The 21,835-nt window shown below is 55.4% G+C and carries 27 protein-coding genes and 2 pseudogenes; 8 read left to right on the top strand and 21 right to left on the bottom strand.

Going from position 1 to position 21,835, the window contains the following annotated elements; translation table 11 throughout:
• Positions 1 to 2: 2 nt before the first annotated feature.
• Positions 3 to 659, bottom strand: coding sequence for a PFGI-1 class ICE element type IV pilus protein PilL2 (pilL2, locus tag B9Y90_RS17875; protein ID WP_085542064.1), 657 nt, complete (start codon positions 657 to 659; stop codon positions 3 to 5).
• Positions 660 to 875: 216 nt separating this feature from the next.
• On the opposite strand from pilL2, the pseudogene B9Y90_RS17870 reads away from it, so the two are divergent.
• Positions 876 to 1,019: pseudogene (locus tag B9Y90_RS17870) on the top strand (DUF1176 domain-containing protein); the annotation flags it as partial.
• A 40-nt stretch (positions 1,020 to 1,059) separates the two neighbouring features.
• Here B9Y90_RS17870 and B9Y90_RS17865 read toward each other — a convergent pair.
• The 11 genes from B9Y90_RS17865 to B9Y90_RS17815 form a co-directional block, all read right to left on the bottom strand.
• Complete coding sequence (locus B9Y90_RS17865) at positions 1,060 to 1,443, bottom strand: hypothetical protein (RefSeq protein ID WP_085542063.1); 384 nt, start codon at positions 1,441 to 1,443, stop codon at positions 1,060 to 1,062.
• Positions 1,444 to 1,513: 70 nt separating this feature from the next.
• The gene (locus tag B9Y90_RS17860) at positions 1,514 to 1,957 is read right to left on the bottom strand and encodes an STY4534 family ICE replication protein (RefSeq protein WP_085542062.1); all 444 of its coding nucleotides are present in this window, start codon (positions 1,955 to 1,957) and stop codon (positions 1,514 to 1,516) included.
• 282 nt (positions 1,958 to 2,239) lie between these two features.
• Positions 2,240 to 2,422 carry a hypothetical protein gene (locus tag B9Y90_RS17855; protein WP_001561310.1) on the bottom strand — a complete coding sequence of 61 codons (183 nt, stop codon included), beginning with the start codon at positions 2,420 to 2,422 and terminating at the stop codon, positions 2,240 to 2,242.
• A gap of 107 nt (positions 2,423 to 2,529) precedes the next feature.
• Complete coding sequence (locus B9Y90_RS17850) at positions 2,530 to 2,880, bottom strand: DNA topoisomerase (protein WP_441302659.1); 351 nt, start codon at positions 2,878 to 2,880, stop codon at positions 2,530 to 2,532.
• A complete protein-coding gene (locus B9Y90_RS17845) occupies positions 2,870 to 3,481 on the bottom strand; it encodes a PFL_4669 family integrating conjugative element protein (protein WP_085542061.1) in 612 nt (203 codons plus the stop codon). The genes B9Y90_RS17850 and B9Y90_RS17845 overlap by 11 nt, the downstream gene beginning before the upstream one ends.
• Before the next feature lie 134 nt (positions 3,482 to 3,615).
• A complete protein-coding gene (locus B9Y90_RS17840) occupies positions 3,616 to 4,560 on the bottom strand; it encodes an STY4528 family pathogenicity island replication protein (RefSeq protein ID WP_254902715.1) in 945 nt (314 codons plus the stop codon).
• Positions 4,550 to 5,107 (bottom strand): DUF2857 domain-containing protein, encoded by a 558-nt coding sequence (locus B9Y90_RS17835; protein WP_085542060.1) that lies wholly within the window; start codon positions 5,105 to 5,107, stop codon positions 4,550 to 4,552. Before B9Y90_RS17835 ends, B9Y90_RS17840 begins: the two co-directional genes overlap by 11 nt.
• Positions 5,091 to 6,365, bottom strand: a complete 1,275-nt coding sequence (locus tag B9Y90_RS17830) for a ParB family protein (protein WP_085542059.1) — start codon at positions 6,363 to 6,365, stop codon at positions 5,091 to 5,093. Before B9Y90_RS17830 ends, B9Y90_RS17835 begins: the two co-directional genes overlap by 17 nt.
• Positions 6,366 to 6,381: 16 nt before the next feature.
• Positions 6,382 to 6,576: a helix-turn-helix transcriptional regulator gene (locus tag B9Y90_RS17825; RefSeq protein WP_085542058.1), complete on the bottom strand. Its 195-nt coding sequence runs from the start codon at positions 6,574 to 6,576 to the stop codon at positions 6,382 to 6,384.
• 109 nt (positions 6,577 to 6,685) lie between these two features.
• On the bottom strand, positions 6,686 to 7,069 hold the full coding sequence (locus B9Y90_RS17820) for a hypothetical protein (protein ID WP_254902714.1): 384 nt from the start codon (positions 7,067 to 7,069) through the stop codon (positions 6,686 to 6,688).
• Between the two features lie 298 nt (positions 7,070 to 7,367).
• Positions 7,368 to 8,666 (bottom strand): Fic family protein, encoded by a 1,299-nt coding sequence (locus B9Y90_RS17815; protein ID WP_085542057.1) that lies wholly within the window; start codon positions 8,664 to 8,666, stop codon positions 7,368 to 7,370.
• A 124-nt stretch (positions 8,667 to 8,790) separates the two neighbouring features.
• Here B9Y90_RS17815 and B9Y90_RS17810 point away from each other — a divergent pair.
• Positions 8,791 to 9,018: pseudogene (locus tag B9Y90_RS17810) on the top strand (VOC family protein); the annotation flags it as partial.
• Positions 9,019 to 9,905: 887 nt separating this feature from the next.
• Here B9Y90_RS17810 and B9Y90_RS17805 read toward each other — a convergent pair.
• Positions 9,906 to 10,643 (bottom strand): SDR family oxidoreductase, encoded by a 738-nt coding sequence (locus tag B9Y90_RS17805; RefSeq protein ID WP_085542056.1) that lies wholly within the window; start codon positions 10,641 to 10,643, stop codon positions 9,906 to 9,908.
• A complete protein-coding gene (locus B9Y90_RS17800; protein ID WP_085542055.1) occupies positions 10,643 to 10,942 on the bottom strand; it encodes a helix-turn-helix domain-containing protein in 300 nt (99 codons plus the stop codon). The genes B9Y90_RS17805 and B9Y90_RS17800 overlap by 1 nt, the downstream gene beginning before the upstream one ends.
• 569 nt (positions 10,943 to 11,511) lie before the next feature.
• On the opposite strand from B9Y90_RS17800, the gene B9Y90_RS17795 reads away from it, so the two are divergent.
• Entirely contained in the window at positions 11,512 to 12,009 is a 498-nt protein-coding gene (locus B9Y90_RS17795) for a helix-turn-helix domain-containing protein (RefSeq protein ID WP_085542054.1), read from the top strand.
• A 190-nt stretch (positions 12,010 to 12,199) separates the two neighbouring features.
• Here the strand turns inward: B9Y90_RS17795 and B9Y90_RS17790 are convergent, their stop codons facing one another.
• From B9Y90_RS17790 to B9Y90_RS17770, 5 genes are all read right to left on the bottom strand, one after another.
• The gene (locus B9Y90_RS17790; RefSeq protein ID WP_085542053.1) at positions 12,200 to 12,724 is read right to left on the bottom strand and encodes a DUF3455 domain-containing protein; all 525 of its coding nucleotides are present in this window, start codon (positions 12,722 to 12,724) and stop codon (positions 12,200 to 12,202) included.
• Positions 12,721 to 13,248 (bottom strand): superoxide dismutase family protein, encoded by a 528-nt coding sequence (gene sodC / locus B9Y90_RS17785; protein ID WP_085542052.1) that lies wholly within the window; start codon positions 13,246 to 13,248, stop codon positions 12,721 to 12,723. The genes B9Y90_RS17790 and sodC overlap by 4 nt, the downstream gene beginning before the upstream one ends.
• A 472-nt stretch (positions 13,249 to 13,720) precedes the next feature.
• Positions 13,721 to 14,437, bottom strand: coding sequence for a nicotinamide riboside transporter PnuC (gene pnuC / locus B9Y90_RS17780; RefSeq protein WP_085542051.1), 717 nt, complete (start codon positions 14,435 to 14,437; stop codon positions 13,721 to 13,723).
• 2 nt (positions 14,438 to 14,439) lie between these two features.
• The gene (locus B9Y90_RS17775) at positions 14,440 to 15,186 is read right to left on the bottom strand and encodes a nucleoside phosphorylase (RefSeq protein WP_039287910.1); all 747 of its coding nucleotides are present in this window, start codon (positions 15,184 to 15,186) and stop codon (positions 14,440 to 14,442) included.
• A 58-nt stretch (positions 15,187 to 15,244) separates the two neighbouring features.
• Positions 15,245 to 15,943 carry a Crp/Fnr family transcriptional regulator gene (locus B9Y90_RS17770; RefSeq protein ID WP_441302658.1) on the bottom strand — a complete coding sequence of 233 codons (699 nt, stop codon included), beginning with the start codon at positions 15,941 to 15,943 and terminating at the stop codon, positions 15,245 to 15,247.
• 217 nt (positions 15,944 to 16,160) lie between these two features.
• Here B9Y90_RS17770 and B9Y90_RS17765 point away from each other — a divergent pair, with 217 nt between their 5' ends.
• Together B9Y90_RS17765 and B9Y90_RS17760 are read left to right on the top strand one after the other, a co-directional pair.
• A complete protein-coding gene (locus tag B9Y90_RS17765) occupies positions 16,161 to 16,493 on the top strand; it encodes a YegP family protein (RefSeq protein WP_008460852.1) in 333 nt (110 codons plus the stop codon).
• A gap of 133 nt (positions 16,494 to 16,626) precedes the next feature.
• On the top strand, positions 16,627 to 17,820 hold the full coding sequence (locus B9Y90_RS17760) for a CyaA/EF/ExoY family adenylyl cyclase toxin (protein WP_254902713.1): 1,194 nt from the start codon (positions 16,627 to 16,629) through the stop codon (positions 17,818 to 17,820).
• Here B9Y90_RS17760 and B9Y90_RS17755 read toward each other — a convergent pair.
• Positions 17,817 to 18,470 (bottom strand): ArsR/SmtB family transcription factor, encoded by a 654-nt coding sequence (locus tag B9Y90_RS17755; RefSeq protein ID WP_085542049.1) that lies wholly within the window; start codon positions 18,468 to 18,470, stop codon positions 17,817 to 17,819. The two genes, B9Y90_RS17760 and B9Y90_RS17755, sit on opposite strands and share 4 nt — an antisense overlap.
• Before the next feature lie 138 nt (positions 18,471 to 18,608).
• Between B9Y90_RS17755 and B9Y90_RS17750 the strand changes: the two genes are divergently transcribed.
• Together B9Y90_RS17750 and B9Y90_RS17745 are read left to right on the top strand one after the other, a co-directional pair.
• Entirely contained in the window at positions 18,609 to 19,796 is a 1,188-nt protein-coding gene (locus B9Y90_RS17750; protein WP_085542048.1) for an MFS transporter, read from the top strand.
• Between the two features lie 120 nt (positions 19,797 to 19,916).
• Entirely contained in the window at positions 19,917 to 20,117 is a 201-nt protein-coding gene (locus tag B9Y90_RS17745) for a glycogen synthesis protein GlgS (RefSeq protein ID WP_085542077.1), read from the top strand.
• 232 nt (positions 20,118 to 20,349) lie between these two features.
• Here the strand turns inward: B9Y90_RS17745 and B9Y90_RS17740 are convergent, their stop codons facing one another.
• Positions 20,350 to 20,607, bottom strand: coding sequence for a YjhX family toxin (locus B9Y90_RS17740; RefSeq protein WP_085542047.1), 258 nt, complete (start codon positions 20,605 to 20,607; stop codon positions 20,350 to 20,352).
• A gap of 318 nt (positions 20,608 to 20,925) precedes the next feature.
• On the opposite strand from B9Y90_RS17740, the gene murQ reads away from it, so the two are divergent.
• Positions 20,926 to 21,834: an N-acetylmuramic acid 6-phosphate etherase gene (gene murQ, locus B9Y90_RS17735; protein ID WP_085542046.1), complete on the top strand. Its 909-nt coding sequence runs from the start codon at positions 20,926 to 20,928 to the stop codon at positions 21,832 to 21,834.
• Position 21,835: the final 1 nt, after the last annotated feature.

Here is a 21,835-nt window from a genome sequence, read left to right as displayed (position 1 = left end):
GCTTACTCCGGCATCTTCAGCGTCAGCTGGCGTTTACCCTGACGGAACACTGCCCGGTGCTCATCAAACCGCTCCAGCCGCCAGCCATGCCACTGCTCTCCCCTGCGCAGCCACACCACCTGATGGAGGTAAACGGCTTCGGGTGGCACAACCACTGCCAGGCGGATATCACCGCGCTGTAGGGTCCCGGCGAGAAAAAAGGGGGCCGTTAACGGCCCCAAAGGGCGAAGGGACACGGGATGACGATAAGCCAACGTCGGGGGGAGAGGATGGTCGCTGGCGAAACAGACTTCGCGGCGGTTTTCATCGGTGGTCATCTGCCATGCCGGGCCCGCCAGCAGTTGCAGGGCGGCCTTCAGGCGCAGTGGGCCGGTGTGGTACTGACTTATTGGCAACGGGAACCCATAAAGCTGCGCCCGGCGCACATCTGCAAGACACAAAGACCAGCCGCTGTCGCGCAGCAGGTACTGCAGCGCTTCCCCTACCGTCGGGTGAAAACCGGGCGGAACGGCCAGGGCGGTAAGTTGTTCGAGTGGCGGCTGTTGCGGTGACGTGCTGACCAGCAGATAGCGGTCGTAGCGGACGACTTCTGGCGTGGCAGGCGAGGCGGCCACGCCGTTGAAAATGAACAGGAGCAGGGCTATCAGCAGTCGTTTCATCGCATCCTCCACAGGGTGATGACGGGAGAATGCCCGGATGTGGGCAAAGAGGGCTATCGGCAACTGTTGTTATCTGAAAAAGATTGTCTGACAGGAAAAATACGTCTCTCTGGCCCGGGCATTGGTCAGATTACGGTCATTATCCATTACGGAGAGATGGTATGAAAAAGGGAGTGAGAACAGGGCTGTTAGCTCTGGCGATACTGAGCGCCCCGGTGCTGGGGGATGGCAAGCTGGGTTTGGGATGGCGAGACATTCCGCAAAAGTCGCGAAGCAACGACCGGGATGTGCCGTTATCTCCGCCCCGGCGGCACCTGTGATCTCCCCACCTGGGTGACGGATGTTAGACCGGCAAAGTAAGCAAAAAAATAGCGCCCGTTATTCCGGGCGCAAAATCAGTTCAGTAAGGGAATCTTTCCCTCATCAGCCCCAGCGTGGCGGCGATGGGGATGCCTTGCTCAGAAAAATGAACGCGTAACGTCAGCCTGACGGTTTGCTGCTGCGTGCTGCCGTTGGTTTTTTGCGTCAGCACCGAGCGGTAATCGATACGAATGGTGTGCTGCGGCGGTTGGTGGGAGATAAAGGCCACTACCGCTGCCATTTCAACACCTTTCAGCAAATCCTTGATGGTGTTGTCATTCCGGTCTTCAAGACAGCGCTTGTGGGCCGGAAGGGTAATGGCCAAACCCAGCGGCAAGCCAGCGTCCAGCGCCTCGTCATCAAGGTTAATCAGTTTGCCCCGGTACAGGGCTTCTTCACGTGAGTTCAATACGGTATTCATCATGCGTCTCTCCGGTAAAAGTCCGGGGAAACGCCCCGACGGGGAATTTCCCCGGCAGGGTGAATGCTGTGCGTCAGAACTGCGGTACAGGCTCTGCTGAAGGTGTGGCTGGCGCTGGCTGGGAGTCAGCTTCGCGTTCTGCCCGGTAAACCTCTTCGCCGTCAATTTTGATGAGCCCGATGTGCAGCAGATGGGCTTTCAGGCTGACGCCGGTTTCACCTTTACGGTCACCTTTGCTGTAGACAAAGGTATCGGCATACAGATCGCCGAGGCGGAACTGGATCAGCACCTTGCGTTTCTGTTCGCAGGCCTCGATACAGCGGTGCACCAGTTTCTGCGCTTCCTTACCGCTGACGCGGCAATCGAACCAGGTGTGCTCCGCGTTGCTGGCTTCGCCCCGCAGTGCGGCAATGTCGCAGCACAGGAACAGTTCGCCTTTTTTCGGGGTCACTTCCCGGATCCGGTTGAGGTAGCCCAGACCGCTGGTGTACAGGTTGAAGTAATGGGTATCGTTCATGGTGGTATCTCCGTGTTGAAGGTGCGGAGCGCCCCATGCGCGGGAACGTCCCGCTTCGGGTTTGGCTCATTGGCTACAAGGCCTCAGAGTTACTGGCAGCACGGGCATTCCGCGCTGTGCGCCTCCGCGTTTCAGGAATGCATGGCGGGTTTTGGGTTGACCTGTTTAGTTGAATCTTTGGCTGGGGGAAGCGAAAGGGGGAATTGTTTTTATGGCGTGAAAGTTGGTAATACAGAATGCAAAAAGGCCTTAATAACTAAGGCCCTGAAAGGTAGCTAAATATTATTTCCGGCGGTCATCGACTTCTTTGGCGACACCTTTAAAGGGAGTGCCGTCCTGCTTCTGGTCGATAAAGCGACCTGTCGTTGTATCACGCTTGGTGTAATTGCCATTCTGCGGATTCTGAACCTGTGTACGGTCTGTTACAGAGCCCTTGCGATAACCGTCTCCGGTATTTTTGGCCATCTTAACACTCCGAAAAATGAGGAATATTCCTCAGAGCGGATCATCAGACTGCCAATTTGAACGAGCAATCAGGGAAAAGTAAAAGTGTGATGTAGGAAACAGGCTATTTATCCATTTCGTAATGACTTAATCAGCTCTGTCACGTTCTGCTGCTGCTGCGCCAGAAACGCCTCCAGCCTCAGTTTCCCCGCCGTGATATCGTCCAGCATCTGTTCCCACAATGCAGTGGGACCCGGATCTTTCAGTGCTTCCGGCAGGGCATCAATCAGCGTGCTGGCGGTATCCGTCGCCAGCAGAAAACGACGCTGCTTAATCAGATAGCCGCGCTTAAGTAGCGTCTGGATAATCCCGGCGCGGGTGGCTTCGGTGCCAATACCGGCGTTATCTTTCAGCCGATGCTTCAGACGCTCATCGCTGACAAAACGGGCGGCGTTTTCTTCGTCGTTTTCACCGATCATCACGCAGGATCTCCGCAAGCATCTTTTTGGGTAGATTCCCGAGCTTATGCGCCATCGTCTGCGCCAGCGGACTGTTCGCCCGCACGTCGGCACGGGTCACGCCGGTGGTGCGAAAGCGGTTCACGAAGCTGAAGACCTGGAGCATCAGGCGTGGGATGTTGGCAATGAAATCGCGCTTTTCGGCCTGGGTGATAAGGCCAAGATGCCAGGCAAGCAGAGTACGACGGACCAGCAGATCGTAATCAATCAACTGTTGCAGCAGGCGCGAGCCGGGCGGAGATAACAGCGCCAGCGGCAGGGTGAATTCAGTCGGGGACGGGTTACTGACCTGCGTGGTGTGGATAGCGCCCGGCAGGCTGGCGAAGGCACGGTCCAGCCGGAGGTTTTTTTGCTTCAGCAGATGCGCGATCAGGTTCAGGCGGGGGCGCAATTGCTTCAGCCAATGGGCGGCCCACGGATCGTCGGCCTTTTCGGCGCGCAGCAGACGCCTGAGTAACGCCAGACAGAGCAGTATACCGGTGGGATGCGCCTGCCACAGCCGGGCGGCGACGCGGGTGTGCAGGGTGATGCGGATATCGCTGAACAGCGTTGTGCCAGGCATCGGATATTCTCCATGGATTCAAATGCCCGCAGTGTCGGTCCGCGCAATGAGTCAGGCGACGGGAAACCCATCTGGTCTGCAGAAAGTTGGTTTCGCAGATGAATGAGGCTTAATTGATAGTTTTCTGTTGGACTTTATGCGGCGCGCATAAAATCGGGGCTATCAGCGCCTGCGCCGAAGCTGATTGAACTCGCCCCGTCTGGCCTTGTCCAGCGTTGCCAGAAGATAGGATTGAACTCGCCCCGTCTGGCCTTGTCCAGCGTTGCCAGAAGATAGGCGAGGGGGCGGTGGATATCGTGGGCGGCGACCCGCCACAGGCAGTCGTCCAGCACCTGCTGGCAGAGAGCAGGATCCAGATTGCGCATCGCGCGTTCGGCGGCACGGCGCTCGCTGGCGCTGAAGGGATTATCCACAGGCCAGTGCGGCAGTTGCGTACGCTTTTGATGTTGATTGTTTAAATCTGTACCAGTATGTACGCAATGCGGTCCAGGTTGCCCGCCAGCCCCCGCCACATCACAGAGTCTTAATCGAAGACTCGGGCATTTTTTACTGAGTCTTCGATTAAGACCAGGGGCGGTCTTCAATGGAGACTCGGTACAGGTTCGTCCACTGTCCACAGGTTGTTGCAGAGAGAGCAGTAGCCCGATGGCAGTGGTTCGGATACGTTGGTTGCGGTGGCGGGAACAGGCCGTAAGTAGCGCCAGATATTCGCTGTCCATCCGACTAGCATCGGCATGAGTCAGTGGTGCATCATGCAGGGCGTAAAGGTTGCCGGTGATCCTGCCGCTTTGCTCATCCCGCAGTCGCTGGCACAGGCTCAGCCAGCGGGTGATCCGCAGCATCATCAGCGCGTTGCTGACGGTGCTGCGAGAGGCCTTCTCGCTCTCAGGCTGGTCGGAGAGCCAGCCCTGCAGTTCGTTGTAGGAGGGAAAGACGCCACTGCAGTCGTCGCGGGCGTGCAGGCGCAGCAGTTGCCACGCGAACTTGTCTCGTGGGGAGAGGTTGCGCGCCAGCAGCAGGCGTTTTGGCACGCTCTGCTGCGGGTTGCCGAGAAACAGCAGCCGATCGTCACTCTTCATGCAGCAGCTTCTCCTGAGTCCATTGGCGCAGCAGGTTCCAGATGACCGTCAGCGACAGATCGTGTTCGCGGGCTATCGCCATCATGGCGGTCAGCGCTTCGGGTGAGTCGAGCTTGTTCACGCCCGTCTTCTGCCACTCGTTCCACACCAGCGTTTCTACCTGCTCATCCGGAGCATTGTTGCGCCCTTGCCGGACAAACAGGCCAATCAGCCGCCGCCGGGCACAGATTTCCGGCGTGGGAAGACCAAAATAGTGGTTAATGAACTCGATGGACGCGCCGAGCGACAGGGCTTCCTCCAGACGCTGCTGGAACAGCCGCTCCTGTTCCATCCTCGCCAGCATCCGGCCCAGCATATCGTGGTCGATGCTGATGGTGATGAACTGCACCGCGCTGTTGCTCAGAAACAGGATGTCGTCGGCGGTGAGCCGTGTCAGTTCGTACAGCTCCTGCGGGCTGAAGCCGAACGACTCGCAGTAGCGGATCTGTCCCTCCTTCAGTGCCTGGACAATGTGGGTGAGTATCGCCTGGTTAACTGAGGGCGTCATGGCGAACCTCCCGCAGCCGTCGCTGGCGGCACAGGCTGATAAGCTGCATCATTTGCTGTATCTGAGCGTTGTCGTAGTCTGGCGACAACAGCAATTCAAGGGCGGGCATCGGCGTGCTGGTGTCGCCATTCAGGGCTGCCAGCACCTGGTAACAGCGCCGTGCCGCCGGATGGGGAAATTCGTGGCAGGGCGCGAGGGAGAAACCGGCCGGAGCGCTGTTGTCTGGCTGGATACAGGCGTCCAGTCCCCAGCAGGCACACAGCGACCGTGCCGTATGCACCAGCGGCGAGGGCTTTGGCTCGCCGGGGTCAGTCGGCGGTTCAGGTTCTGGTAGTGGTGCTTTTTCCGCTTCCGGCGGTGGCGGCCAGAGGACCTTTTTGACCGGTGTACCCAGCAGCGCCTGCCGCTTGCTCTGGCTATCGGTCAGTTCCGCCAGCAGCGTATTCCAGCTTATGCCGCTGTGACAGCTCATCTCACCGAGCAGTTCGTCCTGCACCAGTTGCGGCACCATGCCCTCCGGCTCACCGTCGAAGGTAGTGAGCGCGGTGCTGAACAGGCCGGCAAATTCCGTCTGGTGTTCCGGCGACATCAGTTTTCCCCAGACCTGTTCCGCTGCGCTACGGAGTGCCAGCAGGCGATCGATAACGCTCCGGGTAAGGCCACCGTACAACGCATTGGGGATGCAGGGCAGCAGCCACTCCACGGTCTGTAGCATCCGGCTGATTTGAGACTGGCTGACGGGATAGCCGTCGTGGGTCAGTTGCTCCGCCAGCGCCAGTTGCGTCGGGCAGTCGATGCCTGCCTCGCGGTAAAGATCGCGCAGGTGCAGAATGCCTTTCGCCCGTTCGATAAACATCAATGCGTGATGCAGATCGCTTTCGGCCAGATGGCCGATCAGACACTGGACTTCACCTTGCTGCGGTGACAGCGCTTCCGGCCACGGATGGAACGGCCAGCAGACGCGGTGAAAACGCTCTTCCTGTGTTTCCAGCCATAATTCATTGAGGATGGCGAGACGCGTATTACCGCCGCTGGCGAGCATATATTTTTCATCACCGGGGCGGCGGGTTAACACCGGCGGGTTATCCAGCCCCCGGGCAAGAATTGACGCTTTCAGTGCGTCATAGCCGGGGTTGCGCGTGACGCGGGGATTGAGGGTGAACGGCTGGATTTGCTCCAGGCTGACCTGGATCATCTCCTGTTCTTCGGTATTGCTGATGCCGTGAAGCCAGCGGTTGAGCAGGTGTGAAGCGCACATAATTTTCCTCCGGCATTCAGACATCGCGGGTAAGCCGGATGCGCTGGTGGATCCAGGTATCCACCTCGCTTTCCAGCCAGGCGACGTGGCGGTTGTTGAGTTGGATGGACGGCGGAAACTGTTGCAACTGGATTTTCTGGTAAATCCAGGACTTACCGAAGCCGATTTTGTCTTCTACCTGGCGTAAGCGTAAGAGCCTGTCGCTATTCATAACCATTCCTCCTGTGTTCAGGTTCGTTCACATCAACACGATGGGCGTGGTTATCAAAGCACTAGTGTCCCTGCCAGGCAGTAAAAATTATTATCTGGGTTAATGAGAGTTAGTTGTTAGTTGATCCTGTTACGTCGGTGCGCCACCGCTGGAGTGCGGTTTTCAACGTCCCGGGGCTCAGCGGCAGATGCATACCTTCCTCACGCGCCCAGCATTCGAAAATGTTCAGCAGTTTGTAGGGATGCTTCAGCATTTCATCGTCCAGTTGCGGGTTGTGCTTGCAGGCCAGCCACAGCAAACGGGAAAGCGCGGAGGTGATCCGTTCCTTTGATTCCGGCTGATGATTATCCAGAAAAGACTCCAGGTGGGGGTGGCGGATGACGAACAGTGCGTCAGGAGGCAATGTGCCCTGCAGGTAGCAGACGGGCAGGTTGAGCCGGGATTTAAGGTTATCGCGACCATGGCCATACCACTGGCCAATCAGCAGATGCAACTCTCCGCTTTACTCAGAACGCCTTTCCTTTTGAGCTTTACGAGCATTTGCTCGATCTCATCCAATCTGATGTCATCGCCAGAAAGAGCAGTAATGGCTGTTGCAACATGGCTTAGAGTGTCACGGGTAGCTGCAACGTTATGAGCTTTCGCTAGTTGATAGATATAGCTTGCTACGAAGGTTGGTATCTTTTGTGGCATGGAACCATCCTCATTATTCAGTTATATCTACGCGATGACGGACTCCCTCTAGCCAACGGCTATCCAGCTATGCCGCTAACGTTTATGTCTTTCCAAATTTAGCTCAGTTCCCGAGATACCTTATAAACCGTTTTCTGGTCATTTTCTGATATCTCGGTTAAGAGATTTTCACGCGCTAAGGTACGGAGGTCATTACGCGCAGTGTTATCCGATACGCCAAGCGCTTCCGCTACGCCTGCTGCGGAATATTTCTTGTCAGGCTCCGCCAGAATGATATTAAGTAGCGTGACTTGTCGTCCGCTCAGCCGAGATAAGCTTCCTGATTTATACAAAAAATGGTCAATCCGGGCGGCGCGAGCAACCAGATCGTCTACATGCTGTAAGAGCCTTGTCACAGCCCGATGGATAATACTGGCCTGATATTCAAGGTAGTACGTCAGATCCATACCATCGGTTTCAGTGTACTGGTAGCTGTGGGCATATTTGGCCGGGGCTGCATGTAGTAACTGGCTGATAGAGACGTACTTAAACACGTCGTACTCTGATTTCAGTATGTACCAGTAAAACAGCCCACGGCTTGTACGCCCGTTACCGTCTCTGAAAGGGTGCTCGTGAGCGATCATGAAGTGAAGAACACAGGCTTTTACCAAGGGGTGAACGTAGGATTCTGTGTTGTTTACGAAGTCACACACCATTTGCAGACGTGTTTGCAGGTCGGCGGCGGCTGGGGGCTGATGAACAATGTTACCGTCATAATCTGCAATCACCACATCATCGGTGTCGCGGAATTCTCCAGGACGGTATTTTTCGTCATTAATTCCACCCATGCCAACGGCATGGAAGCGGCGGATTAAGTCTGGTGTTAATGGCTCTTGGATAAGTTCCGGTATTTCGGTCATCAACCGCGCATTACCTGCGATCATGTGTTCATCTTCGGTACGGGGGGCTCTGCCACTTTCCAGCATGTCCCGTGCGACAAGCGTAGTTGTATTAGCGCCTTCTAGTTGTGATGAGGTGATGGGTTCTTCCATGCTTAGTGCTGTTAACTCTTTACCTGCCCCCCTGAGTCTGGCGGTAAGTTCTTTGAGCGCCAGCCTTGTGGCGTGCTTGTCCACCAGTTCACACACTGACATGATGTCAGGTGTAAGGACAAAGCCAGCCTGATCGCCTGCTTCGTTGCGATAATGGATCCGTTGTATGGCTGAGTCCCGCGCGCGTCGCGTAAGTGTCCAGGCGATAGAGACATTTTCCCCGCTGGATGTGCGGCGGCAGAATTCGTCAAACGGAAGATAGCGACCTTTATCGTCGGTCACGCGGCTATAATGTTGGTGGGTTTCCAGATCCGCTCCGGTGAGTTGGGAAAATGGAATAAGTGCCGGTGGTCTTTTGATTGGCATATCTCTATCTCAAAATTTCATGAATTTGAGATAGTATAGATCATCACTTAAAGCTATCTCAATTTTTATTGTTTTTGAGATAGATTAATTCCATGTTAAGACATGATAATTTATAGGTGTCCCTATGCTTCAATCTCTGAACCATTTAACGTTTGCCGTCAGTAAGTTGCAAAGCAGCCTGACCTTTTGGCGTGATTTGCTGGGTTTGCCGCTACATGCTGAGTGATATACCGGTGCTTACCTTACCTGTGATGACCTTTGGCTCTGCCTTTCTCACGACGCATCACGTAACTACGTGCCTCCGCAGGAAAGTGACTATACCCACTACGCATTCAGCATTGCGCCAGAGGATTCAGGACAGCGGGAGGCAGCGGTGATGAATCTGTCGGTGGCGTTTAGTCATTACAAAGAATATTATTCGCCCAGCGCGCTGGAGTTTGCTTGCCAGGGGGATTTATACGCAGGAAAATATCGCAACTGTAAGAGAGAACATGCATCTGGATATATAGGGGAGAATCCAATCTTTAAGACAGTTGGTCGTTAGAATTGAATGCGGTTAGAAAGGGTTGTGTAAAAAAATATTGAGGATTGCAATAACCTTGCCTGCTAAAAATATAAAATAATTAAAAGTGTTAAAGCTTTTTAGGACGCAGGTCACTCAGTAAACCTTGGATGCTAAGATAGTATCTATTTTAGGTGCGGGATGTGATTGTCGTCCTGATGAAACAATAACAAAACCTGCATTAACTATTTCAAGGGCTAATTGTTTTGGGGTTGATTTCCATATTATGAGGGAGGGGGTATAAAGTGACTCATGTTGATACAGATGATTGGTTATTTGGTGGTTTTAGTGTTGGTGGTAGAGCGTTATGTCTGTTTATAAAATTATTTTTCAATTTTTTATTTGGCTCTGACGAGTCTGGTCTACGGTATTTGCAACGTAAATTACTCGTAATCATATTAGAAAAAGCGGTAGGTCCAACCCATTAGCTGTGCGATCTGTACCATGTCTTAACTCCTGTCGAGTGGAAAAATACCATCTCGCCAACCCATTTTATAATTGCGGGTTAGCATCAGCCCAGTTCGTCCCGCACCTGAAGGATTGAAACACCAGCGCTCAGTGTTGGCCTTCACGTGGGGACTTGGACTTCGTAACAGATGCCATTATTGCTATGCACCCACCTGATTACACTTTGTTCATGATGCTGTGCATCACAGAGGAATTTGTGTTTTCGTTGTTCACAGGTCGACCCTATTTGGCAAAATGACGAGGTCCCGGACAGTCACGTTCCGGGGGCGGGTCACCATAAAGAGCACGGCCTCGGCGACGTCGGCGGGCTGAAGCAGGGCGCCGCTCTCGAGCGCTTCCCGGCGTTTGGCTTCGGGCCAGTCATTCAGCAGGGCGGTGCTGACGGGGCCGGGGAGGACGGCGCCGACGCGGATGCCGTGGGGGAAGAGCTGGCGGCGGAGGCTGTGGACGAAGCCCTGGACGGCGAACTTGGAGGCGGTGTAGACCGGCTCATGGACCACGGGGACGACGCCGGCCACCGAGCTGGTGAGCAGGATATCGCCGGCCTGCTGGGCGATAAGGTGGGGGAGGACGGCGTGGATACAGCGGAAGGTGGCGTTGACGTTGAGGTTGAGGACGTTCTCCATGGTGGCGGGGTCGGTGTCGACGAAGGGCCCGCCGGTGTAGAGGCCGGCGTTGGCATGGAAGATATCGAGCCTGCCGGCGAGGCGGAGGATATGGTGGGGGAGGCTGTCGGCCTGTCCGGGGTCAGTGACATCGGCGAGCAGGGGCAGGGCGTGCTCGCCGAGGTCGGTGGTACTTCTGCGGAGGGCGGCGACATCACGGTCAATCATGACGACGCGGGCGCCAGCGGTGAGGAAGGCACAGGCGCAGGCGAGGCCGATGCCGGAGGCGGCGCCGGTGATGGCGGCGACCTTACCGTGGAGGGGTAAGCGAGTGTTGCTCATCAGAAGTCTCCTTCGCCGGGTGTCCGGCGGGTGGTTTGTGTTGGACAGCTCTGTATTCCTAATGGTTTTCTCGGCTGGCGGGTGAGACCCTGGCGGCGGTAGCGTGTGGGCCATATTTCGGCGGGATGAATGCCGATGACGGAGGCGATAAGCCACTCGCCGCGGGGCCAGGGGCGTTTCAGTGTGTTGGCGAGGGTGGCCGAAGCGAGGCCGGCTTCGCGGGAGACGCGGGCCATGCTGGTACCGCGTTTGTGGAGAGCCGCGACCACATCGGCCGGGTGCCAGTCAGTGTTAGTCATATTCGCTCCTCTTATTGGCTCATAATCTGGAGTGGCGTTTAGGCTATGCCAGTGAGCACGGTGATGCTGCTGAAATCTGAGGGGCCAAAAGTTAGCCCATTAGAAATATCTGCGCCCCACTACAGCGGCTGGAAGCCGGAAACGGAAAATGATGCTCAGAGCAAACAACCGGGGATGAGATTCCCCTGCTGGCCCCGACGAAGATAAGTGGTGTCCCTGCCCGGATAAAGCAGGGCATACCAGTAAACAATGTGATGCGTCCTAGAAAACGGACGTCGGTAAGACAATCCGACCCCTTTCATTCAACCCACAGAATACCTGGCCGTACGAGGCTTCTGCGGCGCATGTGTGGGGGACGGTACGTTCCACAGAACGTACCGATACATAGCAATTCCGCACGGTCTGTGCGATGCTCAGGAATCAGGTATGCAGAGGATGGCTGTCTGCAATTTATACTGACATGGTATCGAAATTTAATGCGAAATAAAAGTTTTTTTCGATAAATATTTCGATTTATTGTCAATTAATTCCGTACCCGTGTTAAATCAAACGGTTATGAGCTAATCAGTATGATAAAGAAAGAACGTCAACCGACTGAATTTATAAATGAACACACTTTTGGAACACGACTAGCTGCTGCTATGGAAATGTCGGGTGATACCAAAAGTTCACTGGCTCGCAAATCCGGTTTATCTGAGGCGGCGATCAGGGGATATCTGAAGCACGAGTCTTCCCCCAGCATTGTACAGCTGACGAAACTAGCAAAAGCGACAGGCGTGAATGCTTCATGGTTTCTGGGGGAAGACGGTGGAAAAAAAGAATCAGTCGGTGTTGAAGATGATATAGCTTTGCTGACAATGCTTTTTCGGCATATATCAGAAACGCAGCGGCACCTTGTTATCGTGCAGGCAATGTCGGCATTGTCCAGCCAGTATGCTAACAGCACGGCTGACACTTTATTGAATCTTTCCCCCTCGATAATTGACATTGCATTGAAAATTAATAGTCTTTCAACCGAGCAACGTCAGAAACTACAGGATGAGTTTGGTATCGAGATGTTACCTTAGTGCTTATTAATTAATTCATCAAAATTGATGCGAATTTTCTTTGCGGGTTTGTATATCTGACCGTCATATTACCGCTGACAACTGGACCTTTGGTGCTATGGTCCGGAAAATCTATGGTTTCCAGCACTTGCTCGCAAAATAAACTTCCTTGTATAAAGCCCCGGCATTGCGACCGGGGCTTTTATTGTTGCTATTTGCTGTAAAAACGATAGGTCGCCGTATAAGGCACTTTCAGCGTGGCACCAAAGGTGGCCGGGTCGCAGGCCGTTGGACCTGTGACACCACCGTGTGTGTCCACGCGCTGGATGCTGCTCACGTTGGCAAACAGGCCAGGCTGTGTTGCAGAGGTGCCGGTCAGCAGCAACCACGGAATCGAACCTTTATCTTTCGACGGGCGGCTGGCACTCAGCGTCCCGGCGACCACGCTGCCATCCGTGGCCTGCCAGTGCGGGCCATCAAAGTGCTTGCCGACGAGGTGCTTCAGGCCTTTGTCGCTAAACAGGTCGGCTTCCGGGGCCTGGAATACCCAGTTCCCGGTTTTGGCTTCTGTGTCTGCCGCCGCGCAGCGGTAGATTTGCACGCCTCGGGCATAAAGCTCGGTTTGCAGGTGCTCGCCTTTGGGCGCGTCGATGGAAGTCTCTGCCGCATTCGCCAGGGCCGGCAGCCCGCCCATCATCAGCGTGAAGCACGCAACTGTTAAGAAGCGTTTGCTCATGACGTGACTCCGCAAACCATACGCGCGCCGCCGCCGCCGAGCATTGCCGGGTGGTCAGAGTGGTTGTCGCCGCCGGCGTGGATCATCAGCGAGTGGCCTTTGAGGTCAGACATGCGCAGGCGCGGTGCCAGTACCGGGTAGGTTGCTGTGCCGTCGCTGTCGACGTACAGCGCAGGCAGGTCGCCAAGGTGGCCGTTGCCCCACGGGCCTTCATGCTTGCCGGTGTGGGCCGGATCTAAGTGGCCGCCCGCCGCGAGGCCAGCCACCATTTTGCCGTCCTGCATGGCGGGGCCGCAGTTCGGATTCGTGTGAACGTGGAAGCCATGAATACCCGGCGGCAGGCCTTTCAGGTTCGGTGTAAAGACCACGCCGTACTGGGTGGCGTGGTATTCAATGGTGCCCGCCGGGGTGGACGTGCCGTTGGCGTCCACGGTGTTCATGGCGACAGTGGCGGCCTGCGCCAGCCCGGTGCAGGCGAGGGCGGTAAAGCCAAGCATCAGTTTTAGTGTTTTTAACTTATTCATCGTTTAACCCCGTACTTTTATGAGAAGGTGCAAAGCAACAGATGTCGCAAAATTTTGTGCTGCGGGCTTATGCGTGGCAGTAAGCTGGTTATAACAAACTGTTTTGCGGCGTGTTTGATTGCTCTGATAGGTAAAATTGTGGGTTGAAATTCAGCGTGAAGATTTTTAAAAACAATATTTTCATGAGGTTATCCAGTGGTCGTGAACGATTAAAGGGAGAGGCCTGAATGAAAATAGAAACGGAAAAGACGGTAAAAAGAGAGAGTGAAAACGACCTGCTAACGATCGTTAAAAATGATGTCGCTGCTGTGCCTGAAATAAAGTGTAGATGAATACGCTGAGCGGGTTGAAAGTGGTCGCTGAAAATCTTGAGATTATTTAAAAAGCCCTTAATTTTCATCCGGCTTTATAAATGAGATATATCCGAATAACAAAAGGGCCGCTTAGCGGCCCTTAAACTGAATAAAACGATTTAAGCCAGCGGCCGGGAGCCAGTCATTCGGGCGCTCTTGATCCACGCCACAGATCCCATCACCGCAATCGCCGTCAGCAGGATGTACTCCAGCGACATGGCATACACGCCCTGAATGGCATAAATCACCACGCTAATCACGTCGATAACCACCCAAAGCAGCCAGTTCTCGACGTATTTACGCGTCATCAGCACCATCGCGGCAATCGACAGGATCAGCATCGCGGAATCCCACAGCGGGAAGGCATCGGGCTGCAGCTGCGGCATCTCAACCGCGACGCCAAGGCTCTGCATAATGCCCACCGCAATGCGGGTCAGCACGGCGAAGACCGGGTCGATGAAGAAGGTCATCAGCGCGATGGTGACCAGGCACACCGCCGCCAGCGTGAGCGCCTTGCTGCGCGGCAGCCAGCGGATCTTCAGCGCGGCCTCGTTGGCCTCGTTCTGGCGGCTCCACGCGTACCAGCCGTACAGGTTGGCGGCGAAGAAGAACACCTGCAGCAGCAGGCTGGCGTAAAGCTGGATCTGGAAGAAGATCGCCGCAAACAGCGTGACGTTAATCAGGCCGAACAGGTAGTTGATGATTTTCTCTTTGCTGGCGAACCAGATGCAGAGCAGGCCGAAGACGGTGCCGATGGCCTCGATCCACGACAGCGCGTAGCCGCCTTCGCCGAGCGGAATGGTGACCATCACATTCTTAATGCTAAAGAAATCCATGATTACTGCTCCTGGCTGTCAAGGTAGAGCGCTTCGAGGGCGAGTAAAATCTCGCGGGATTCACCCTGCAGGCAGGAGTGTTCCTGCTGCTGGTAGTTGTTAATGCCTTCTTCCAGATTGCCGCTGTGCTCCACCACCACGTTAAGCACGGAGGCGATGCGCAGGCCACGCAGCGCGCCAACAACCATCAGCGGCGCCGTTTCCATATCCGCGGCGAGAATGCCTTTGCCGGACCAGAACTGGTTAATCTCGTCTTCGCGTTCGGTGTAGAAGCTGTCGTGGCTGCGCACGTAGCCGCAGTGGCTGGCGTAGCCCAGGCGTTTGGCCTGCTGAGTCAGGTGGTGCACCAGGCCGATGTCCGCGCAGGCCGGGTAGCCTTTGTCGATGTACATCTGGCTGGTGCCTTCGTCCCGCACGGCGGCGGTGGCGATCACCAGGTCGCCGAGGCGAATGTGGTTTTGCATCGCCCCGCAGCTGCCGATGCGGATAAGGTTGGTGACGCCAATCTGGCGTAGCTCTTCCACGGCGATGGCGGTCGAAGGCCCGCCCATGCCGGTGGACATCACCAGCACTTCCACGCCGCGGAACCAGCCGCGCAGGGCGCGATATTCCCGGTTGCTGCCGAAGTCTTCCACGTTGTCCAGAAACTGCGCGACGTGTTCCACGCGTTTCGGATCGCCCGGCAGGAGCGCATAACGGGCGTGCGTCATCTCCCGGCTGAGCCGGATATGGGGCTGGAGTTGGGTCATGATAGTTACCTGGCGTTAAACGAGCCATTTGGCATGGCTCAGGATTGGCTGCTGTTATTTAATGTTCGGCGTGCTGGCGCAGGCGCTGAGGGTCGAGAACCTGAATCTGCTCGCCGTGAATCGCAATAATATTGTCTTCCCGCAGTTCGGATAAAATGCGGTTAATGCTGCGCGGGGCTACCGCAAACTGCTCGCTTAATTGCTGCTTATTAAGCGGGATGCTGCCCTGTATTGACTGGTATTTCTGCCACAGCACCAGGCAAATACGCTGATGTAACGAATAAAGAATGTCTTCCCCGGCCTTTTTGGAGAGCTGATAATATTGATCGCTCACGGACTGTAGTATTTTTTGATTAAAGTAATTGTCTAACCCCAGCCAGCGAATAAATTCTTCCCGCGTCAGCACTAAAAGCGCTGCGTCGCTGACCGCTTCCACCGAGCAGATGTATTGCCGCCGCTCGAAGATTTCCAGCTCCCCCAGAATGTCACCTTTTTTATAGCGCGCCTGGGAATATTTTCGCCCGTCGTCGGCGGTAGTGAAAACGTCGATTTCCCCTTTAACAATCAGGTGGAATTCATCGCAAATTTCCCCCTGGCGAAAAATCAGCGAGCCGCGAGGGTAATGTTTTAGCTGCCAGCTGCGCAGAATATCCAGCGGGCAATACTTCAGCAGCTCATACAGCACCGGGTCACCGGTCACGCGCTCAATGACATTCAGCCAGTCGCCGGGCCTGCTCTCGTTTTTCATGCTGTTCACTATAAAATTTCCCGTCAAATAAGGACAGGACGCCCGTCCCGCGTTGCCCACAGATTAGCGTGAAAACTGCCAGCGGGATCTGAAATCCGTATCGTCGCCGGGACATTTGTCCCGCCGATGCGCTGGCGGAGTGGGCGATCTGTTTGTTTTTCGTACATACTGTTTTTGATGTTCACCCAATCTATTAACTGTTTATGATTTTAATCAAGGAGTTAACATGTCTGGTTGGTTCGAATTAAGCAAAAGCAGCGACGGGCAATTTAAATTCGTGCTCAAGGCGGGCAATGGCGAAGTGGTGCTCACCAGCGAGCTGTATAAAACCCGCGCCTCGGCGGACAACGGCATCGCCTCCGTGCGCACCAACAGCCCGCTGGAGGAGCGCTACGACAAGAAGGTCGCCAGCAACGGGAAGTTCTACTTCAACCTCAAGGCCGGGAATCATCAGGTGATTGGTACCAGCCAGATGTACGCCACGGAGCAATCCCGGGATAAAGGCATTGCCTCGGTGAAAAATAACGGTGGAACCGAAACGGTGAAAGACAAGACTTAACCGGAACCAGGGCGGCGGGGCAATCCGCGAGCATTCACCCGGGTGATGTTTTCGCGTGATGCTGCCCCAGCCGTCTTTTCCCGGCCGCAGCCTCCATAGCTTGTTGTTTATCGCCGGGAGCCAGGCCGTAAAAATGAAAGTTGAATCTACCCCTGCGGCGTATCGCCCTGCAGAACCCCACCTGTCCGTGGCGAGTCAAACGCGCGGCACGGATCTCCCGCAGCTTGTCTCGCATATCAAAGACAAAACCGGCCTCGTGCCCGCGCACCTTATCCCGCTGCAGAGAGTTGCCTCGGAGCACAACTGCATCATTGGCGTTCGCCCGGTGGACAAGCTGGCGACGGCGCTGATTGAGGCCGGGCATCCGACCAAAGGCTTTCATATCAAGGGGAAAAGCGCCTCTTGGGGGCCGCAGGCGGGGTTTATCTGTGTGGAGCAGCGGTTTAGCAAGCTGGAGAACGCTTCGCCTGAGCGAATCGCGAAGTTTAACCTGCAAACGCAGGCCTGTATTGCCGAAGAGCATGCCGCCGCCGTGCCGCTGGAAGTGTCCCAGAGCCGTCTGCATGACCTGTTTGCGCAGGGGTTTATCGACAAGCTGTCGCCGGAAAACGCCAGCGGCGTGAGCCATCTCCGGGCCAGCGGTCCAGGCGGCGAGCATTATGCGTTTGAGGCCCGGCGTTTGCCTGGCAGTGGAGAAGCGCGGTATGAAATTTCCCATCACGGGGAACCCCTGCAGGTGCTTGCCCCACACGCCGAAGCCCGGCCCTTCACGGCGGATTACGATCTGATGGTCATCGCCCCGCACGTCAGCGAATTAGGGCCTGAGGATAATTTGCAGGTGCCGGATGTCTCCCATCAGGTATTTCGTCAGCGGCTGGAAAATTACCGCACGCTGCCTGAGCATCAGGCGCTGCGCGGGGACTATGACAATCCGGCGAGCTTCTACCGCAAGAGCGATGACGAAATAGGCAACGCGAGCGAGCGTGCCCGCCGGATGATTGGCATGCTGAATCAGGCGCTTGTGGGGGATGGGGAGAAAGTGGTGCATCACGCGACGGACAGCGCCAACCCGGTGACCGATCCGGAGAGCAACTACCCGGCCACGTTCGCGCTGCCGCATAAAATAGGGCGCTTCGAGCCTTTGTGCATCATTGAAAACAAAGACGATCTGGCTGAACTGGTGCTGCAGGCCAAGAACGCGGGCTACCACGTGCCGCTGAATCCGCTGTGGGAAAAGGAGGTCCTTGGCGTGCGCAGCGACAGGTTTACTGCCGCAAAGTTAACGCTGGAGGCGGCGCAGCTCACAAGGCCGGTTCGGCAGCGCTAAGCTTCTGTCTCCAGACCTGCGGCCAACCATTCCGGATAGCCGGCATCAAAGCGGCGGATCTTGTAGCCTTTTCGACGAAGATATTCGACTGCTTCGACGGAAAGAATGCAGTGCGCTCCCCGGCAATAGGCGACAATTTCTCTGTCTTTGGGCAGTTCGGCCAGACGCGCTTCCAGCTCTTTGAGTGGAATATTCAGGGCCCCCGGAAGATGGCCATCGCCAAATTCGTCCTCTGGCCTGACGTCCAGCAGCGTCACGGCACCGGCTTCCAGGCGACTTAGCAACTCCTCGCGGCCCACCGGTTCCAGCCTCTCGCTGGCGTTCTGGTAGTCGGCAGCAATACTGCGAATTGCCTCGTTGTTGTATTCGGCAAAACAGCGAAGGCTGGCAATCACGCTTCTGACCGGGCCGTCAGCCAGCCGATAGATGATGTGTTTGCCGTCGCGCCGGGAGGCCACAAAGTTGCCTTTTCGAAGGTTTTGCAGGTGCTGCGAGGTGCTGGCCGCGGACATACCCGTCAGCCCGGACAGCATTTCAACGGACAGTTCTCCTCCGGCAAGATGCTCCAGAATTTCAATTCTCGCGCCATTGCCCAGCAACCTCGCCAGCTCGCCGAGGTGCGAATACAAAAATTTTTCCGGTTGACTCATTGACTCTTCACCCCGTTAACAGCAACATTCAATCATTCAATTGAATGTTAAAATGATAGCGCAATATGACGAAAAATCCCACCTGCAGAGAAAGGTTTTTCGTCAGCGACCAGCTCAATGTTATACGGGATAAATCCGATGTCATATAAAAACATGTATCGCCAGGTGCTCCTTTTGGTGGGCGCCCAGGCCATTTTTCAAACCGTCTCGGTGTTGGTGATGACAATCGGCGGCCTGGCGGGTGGGCGGCTTGCACCTTCACCTGGGCTTGCGACGGCGCCAATCGCCGCCATGTTCCTTGGCACCGCGCTAACGACATTTCCCGCTTCGCTGTGGATGGCCAAAGTGGGGCGAAAAACCGGGTTTATGACCGGAGCTGCTGCAGGAGTCGCTGGCGGTGTGATAGCGGGGTTAGGGATTATGTCTGCCTCATTTATTCTGCTGTGCGTTGGCACGCTGCTGGTGGGGGTGTATCAGTCTTTTGCTCAGTTCTATCGTTTTGCCGCCAGCGAAGTGGCCAGCGATACGTTCCGGCCAAAGGCTATTTCACTGGTCATGACGGGGGGGATTGTGGCGGCGCTGGCGGGGCCATTGCTTGCCCGGTTCGGCAGCGATCTCATGACCCCACACTATTTGGGATCATTCATGATTCTGACGGGGATCTCCTTTGTGGCGGTGTTTTTGCTTTCCCGCCTTTCCGCTCCCGCGAGCCGGGAAGCCGTCGCTAATGATGCTCCGACCCGGCCCTGGAAAGTCGTTATCAGGCAGCCTGCTTATCTGACGGCGCTTTTTAGTGCGGCCACGGGTTACGGCATCATGATTCTGGCTATGACGGCCACGCCTCTGGCGATGTCGCACCACCACCATTCGCTGGCGCAAACCTCCAGCGTTATTCAACTGCATGTTTTGGCGATGTTTCTCCCTTCTTTCATTACCGGCAAACTGATTGCACGCTTCGGCAGTATCCGCGTGATGCTGACCGGTGTGGCGCTATTCGGCTGCCATATTCTGCTGGCGCTGACGGGGACCAGCTTCACTTCGTTTGCCGGAGCGCTGGTTTTCGTGGGGCTGGGGTGGAACTTCCTTTATATCGGCGGGACTGCCCTGCTAACCACCACATTTTCGGCGGCGGAAAAGGGCGTGGCGCAGGCGGTTAACGATATGACTATCTTTATTGTTGGCCTGAGTTGTTCTTTAAGCGCCGGGGCGTTACTCGAGTGGCTTGGCTGGGAGAAGCTTAACGAACTGCTCCTGCCGTGGCTGGCTGTGTCGGCGATTGTTTTACTGTGGCAAGGGTTACGTCAGCGCTCTGTGGCCGGGCGTTGATAACGGACGTCCCGATCCTTTTGCCAAAAAGCGCATTCATTGTTCAAAAAATAATCGTCAGCGGGCCGATACTGAAAACAGAAGCATATGACTTACCCAAAAGTTAACGCACAGAGGGATATGCTGATGAACAGAGACCTACAGGCAGTAAAGAATTTTGATTTTCTGGCGCGCAGCTTCGCGCATATGCAGGCTTCGGGGCAGCAGGTGAATCTCCAGGCCGTAACCGGCAACATGACCGCCGAGCAAAAAGCGTGGTTCTGTGAACGCTTCAACCAGTATTGCGAAGAAGAATCCCCGGCCGCTGAACTCGAGCACTGAAAAAACGGGCCAGTTGGCCCGTTCAGGATGCTGACAAAGAGGGAAAAGGCGTGGTTTTTCCTTCTTTGTGGCGAGCAGCCGAAAATCAATGAATTGATTTTCCGGTTTATTTTTCTGGTGACAGATTGCAAAATTTTATCCGCATGAGCTTTGTCATCAGTCTCGACGGGCCAGATGGCCCGTTATCTGTTTTAGCCCTTCAAAACGCCTGTTTCATCCAGGCTCTCGTCAATTACCTGTTATCCGGCTGGGCGCGAACGTTGTTCAACCCGGTGGTGTTGATCCGGTACGGCTGCCCGTTGCTGGATTTAATCAGCTTCTTGGTTCTGAGCTTTTTGAACACGGCCAGCGTGCAGTCGCTAAGCAGCAACCCTTCGCGGGAGTAACATTCAACGGCGGTGACGCGGCCTGACGAGTCGCGAGTGTGAACGATGCGTCCCCCTTTCGCTAAAACGTGAAGGGTACGCTGTTCCTGACGGGATAAATTCATGCTGAAAAACCTTTTCATCATCATGTGCAAAACGTGCCAACACAACGCGTGTGTTCGCATAAGAGTTAAGCGCAGTGATAATCAGTCCGGCCTGTGACAGGCGGGGCACTGATTATCAGATGATGACATTCTCCAGCATCAAGCCTCTGAGTAAGTTCGGTAGAAATAGCGGGCGGATACTAACACAGAAAACGACTGATGGAATAATTTGCGTATTATTCCACCGCCAGTAGAATAAAATATTCGTGATAATGCGCGCACAAATGGAATAAAATATTCCATACTATGCACAACAGAACACACATAACGGATGTCCCGATGAAAATTAACTTAACCCAACTGGTCACCGAAGGCCGCAATCCGGCCAGCGCGGACATCGACACACTGTCCACCTTAGAGATGCTTAACGTTATCAATAACGAAGACAAGCAGGTGCCGCTGGCGGTGGAGGCCACGCTGCCACAGGTCGCGCAGGTCGTCGATAAAGTGGTGGCCGCTTTCGCCCAGGGCGGCAGGCTGATATACAGCGGCGCGGGGACGTCCGGTCGTCTGGGCATTCTGGATGCAAGTGAGTGCCCGCCAACCTTCGGCACGCCGCGTGAGCAGGTCGTCGGGCTGATTGCCGGTGGGCATCCGGCCATTCTGCAGGCGGTAGAAAACGCCGAAGACAATCGTGAAATGGGCGAGCAGGATCTGCGTAACCTGAATTTCAGCGCGCGTGACGTGTTGGTGGGGATAGCCGCCAGCGGGCGCACGCCTTACGTGCTGGGTGCCATGGCCTATGCAAAAAGCGTGGGCGCCACCGTCGCCGCGATCTCCTGTAATCCCGGCAGTGAAATGAGCCAGGCGGCGGATATCGCCATTGAGCCGGTCGTCGGCCCGGAAATCGTCACCGGCTCTTCACGCATGAAAGCCGGGACGGCGCAAAAGCTGATCCTGAATATGATCACCACCGGGTCGATGATCCGCAGCGGCAAAGTCTACGGCAACCTGATGGTGGACGTGGAAGCGACCAATGCCAAGCTGATCCAGCGCCAGGTCAATATTGTGGTGGCGGCGACCGAATGCAGCCCGGAGCAGGCCGAAACCGCGCTTAGCGCCTGCAATCGCCACTGCAAAACGGCGATCTTTATGCTGCTGAGCGGCCTGTCAGCCGAAGAGGCAAGCGAGCTGCTGGCGAAAAAACAAGGTTTTATACGTGAAGCATTGCGGGGGTTAAACGGGTAGC

Origin of the sequence: Cedecea sp. NFIX57, assembly GCF_900177785.1 — a bacterium.
In the GTDB taxonomy this organism is placed as follows: domain Bacteria; phylum Pseudomonadota; class Gammaproteobacteria; order Enterobacterales; family Enterobacteriaceae; genus Cedecea; species Cedecea neteri_C.
This window is presented reverse-complemented; position numbering and strand designations above follow the sequence as displayed.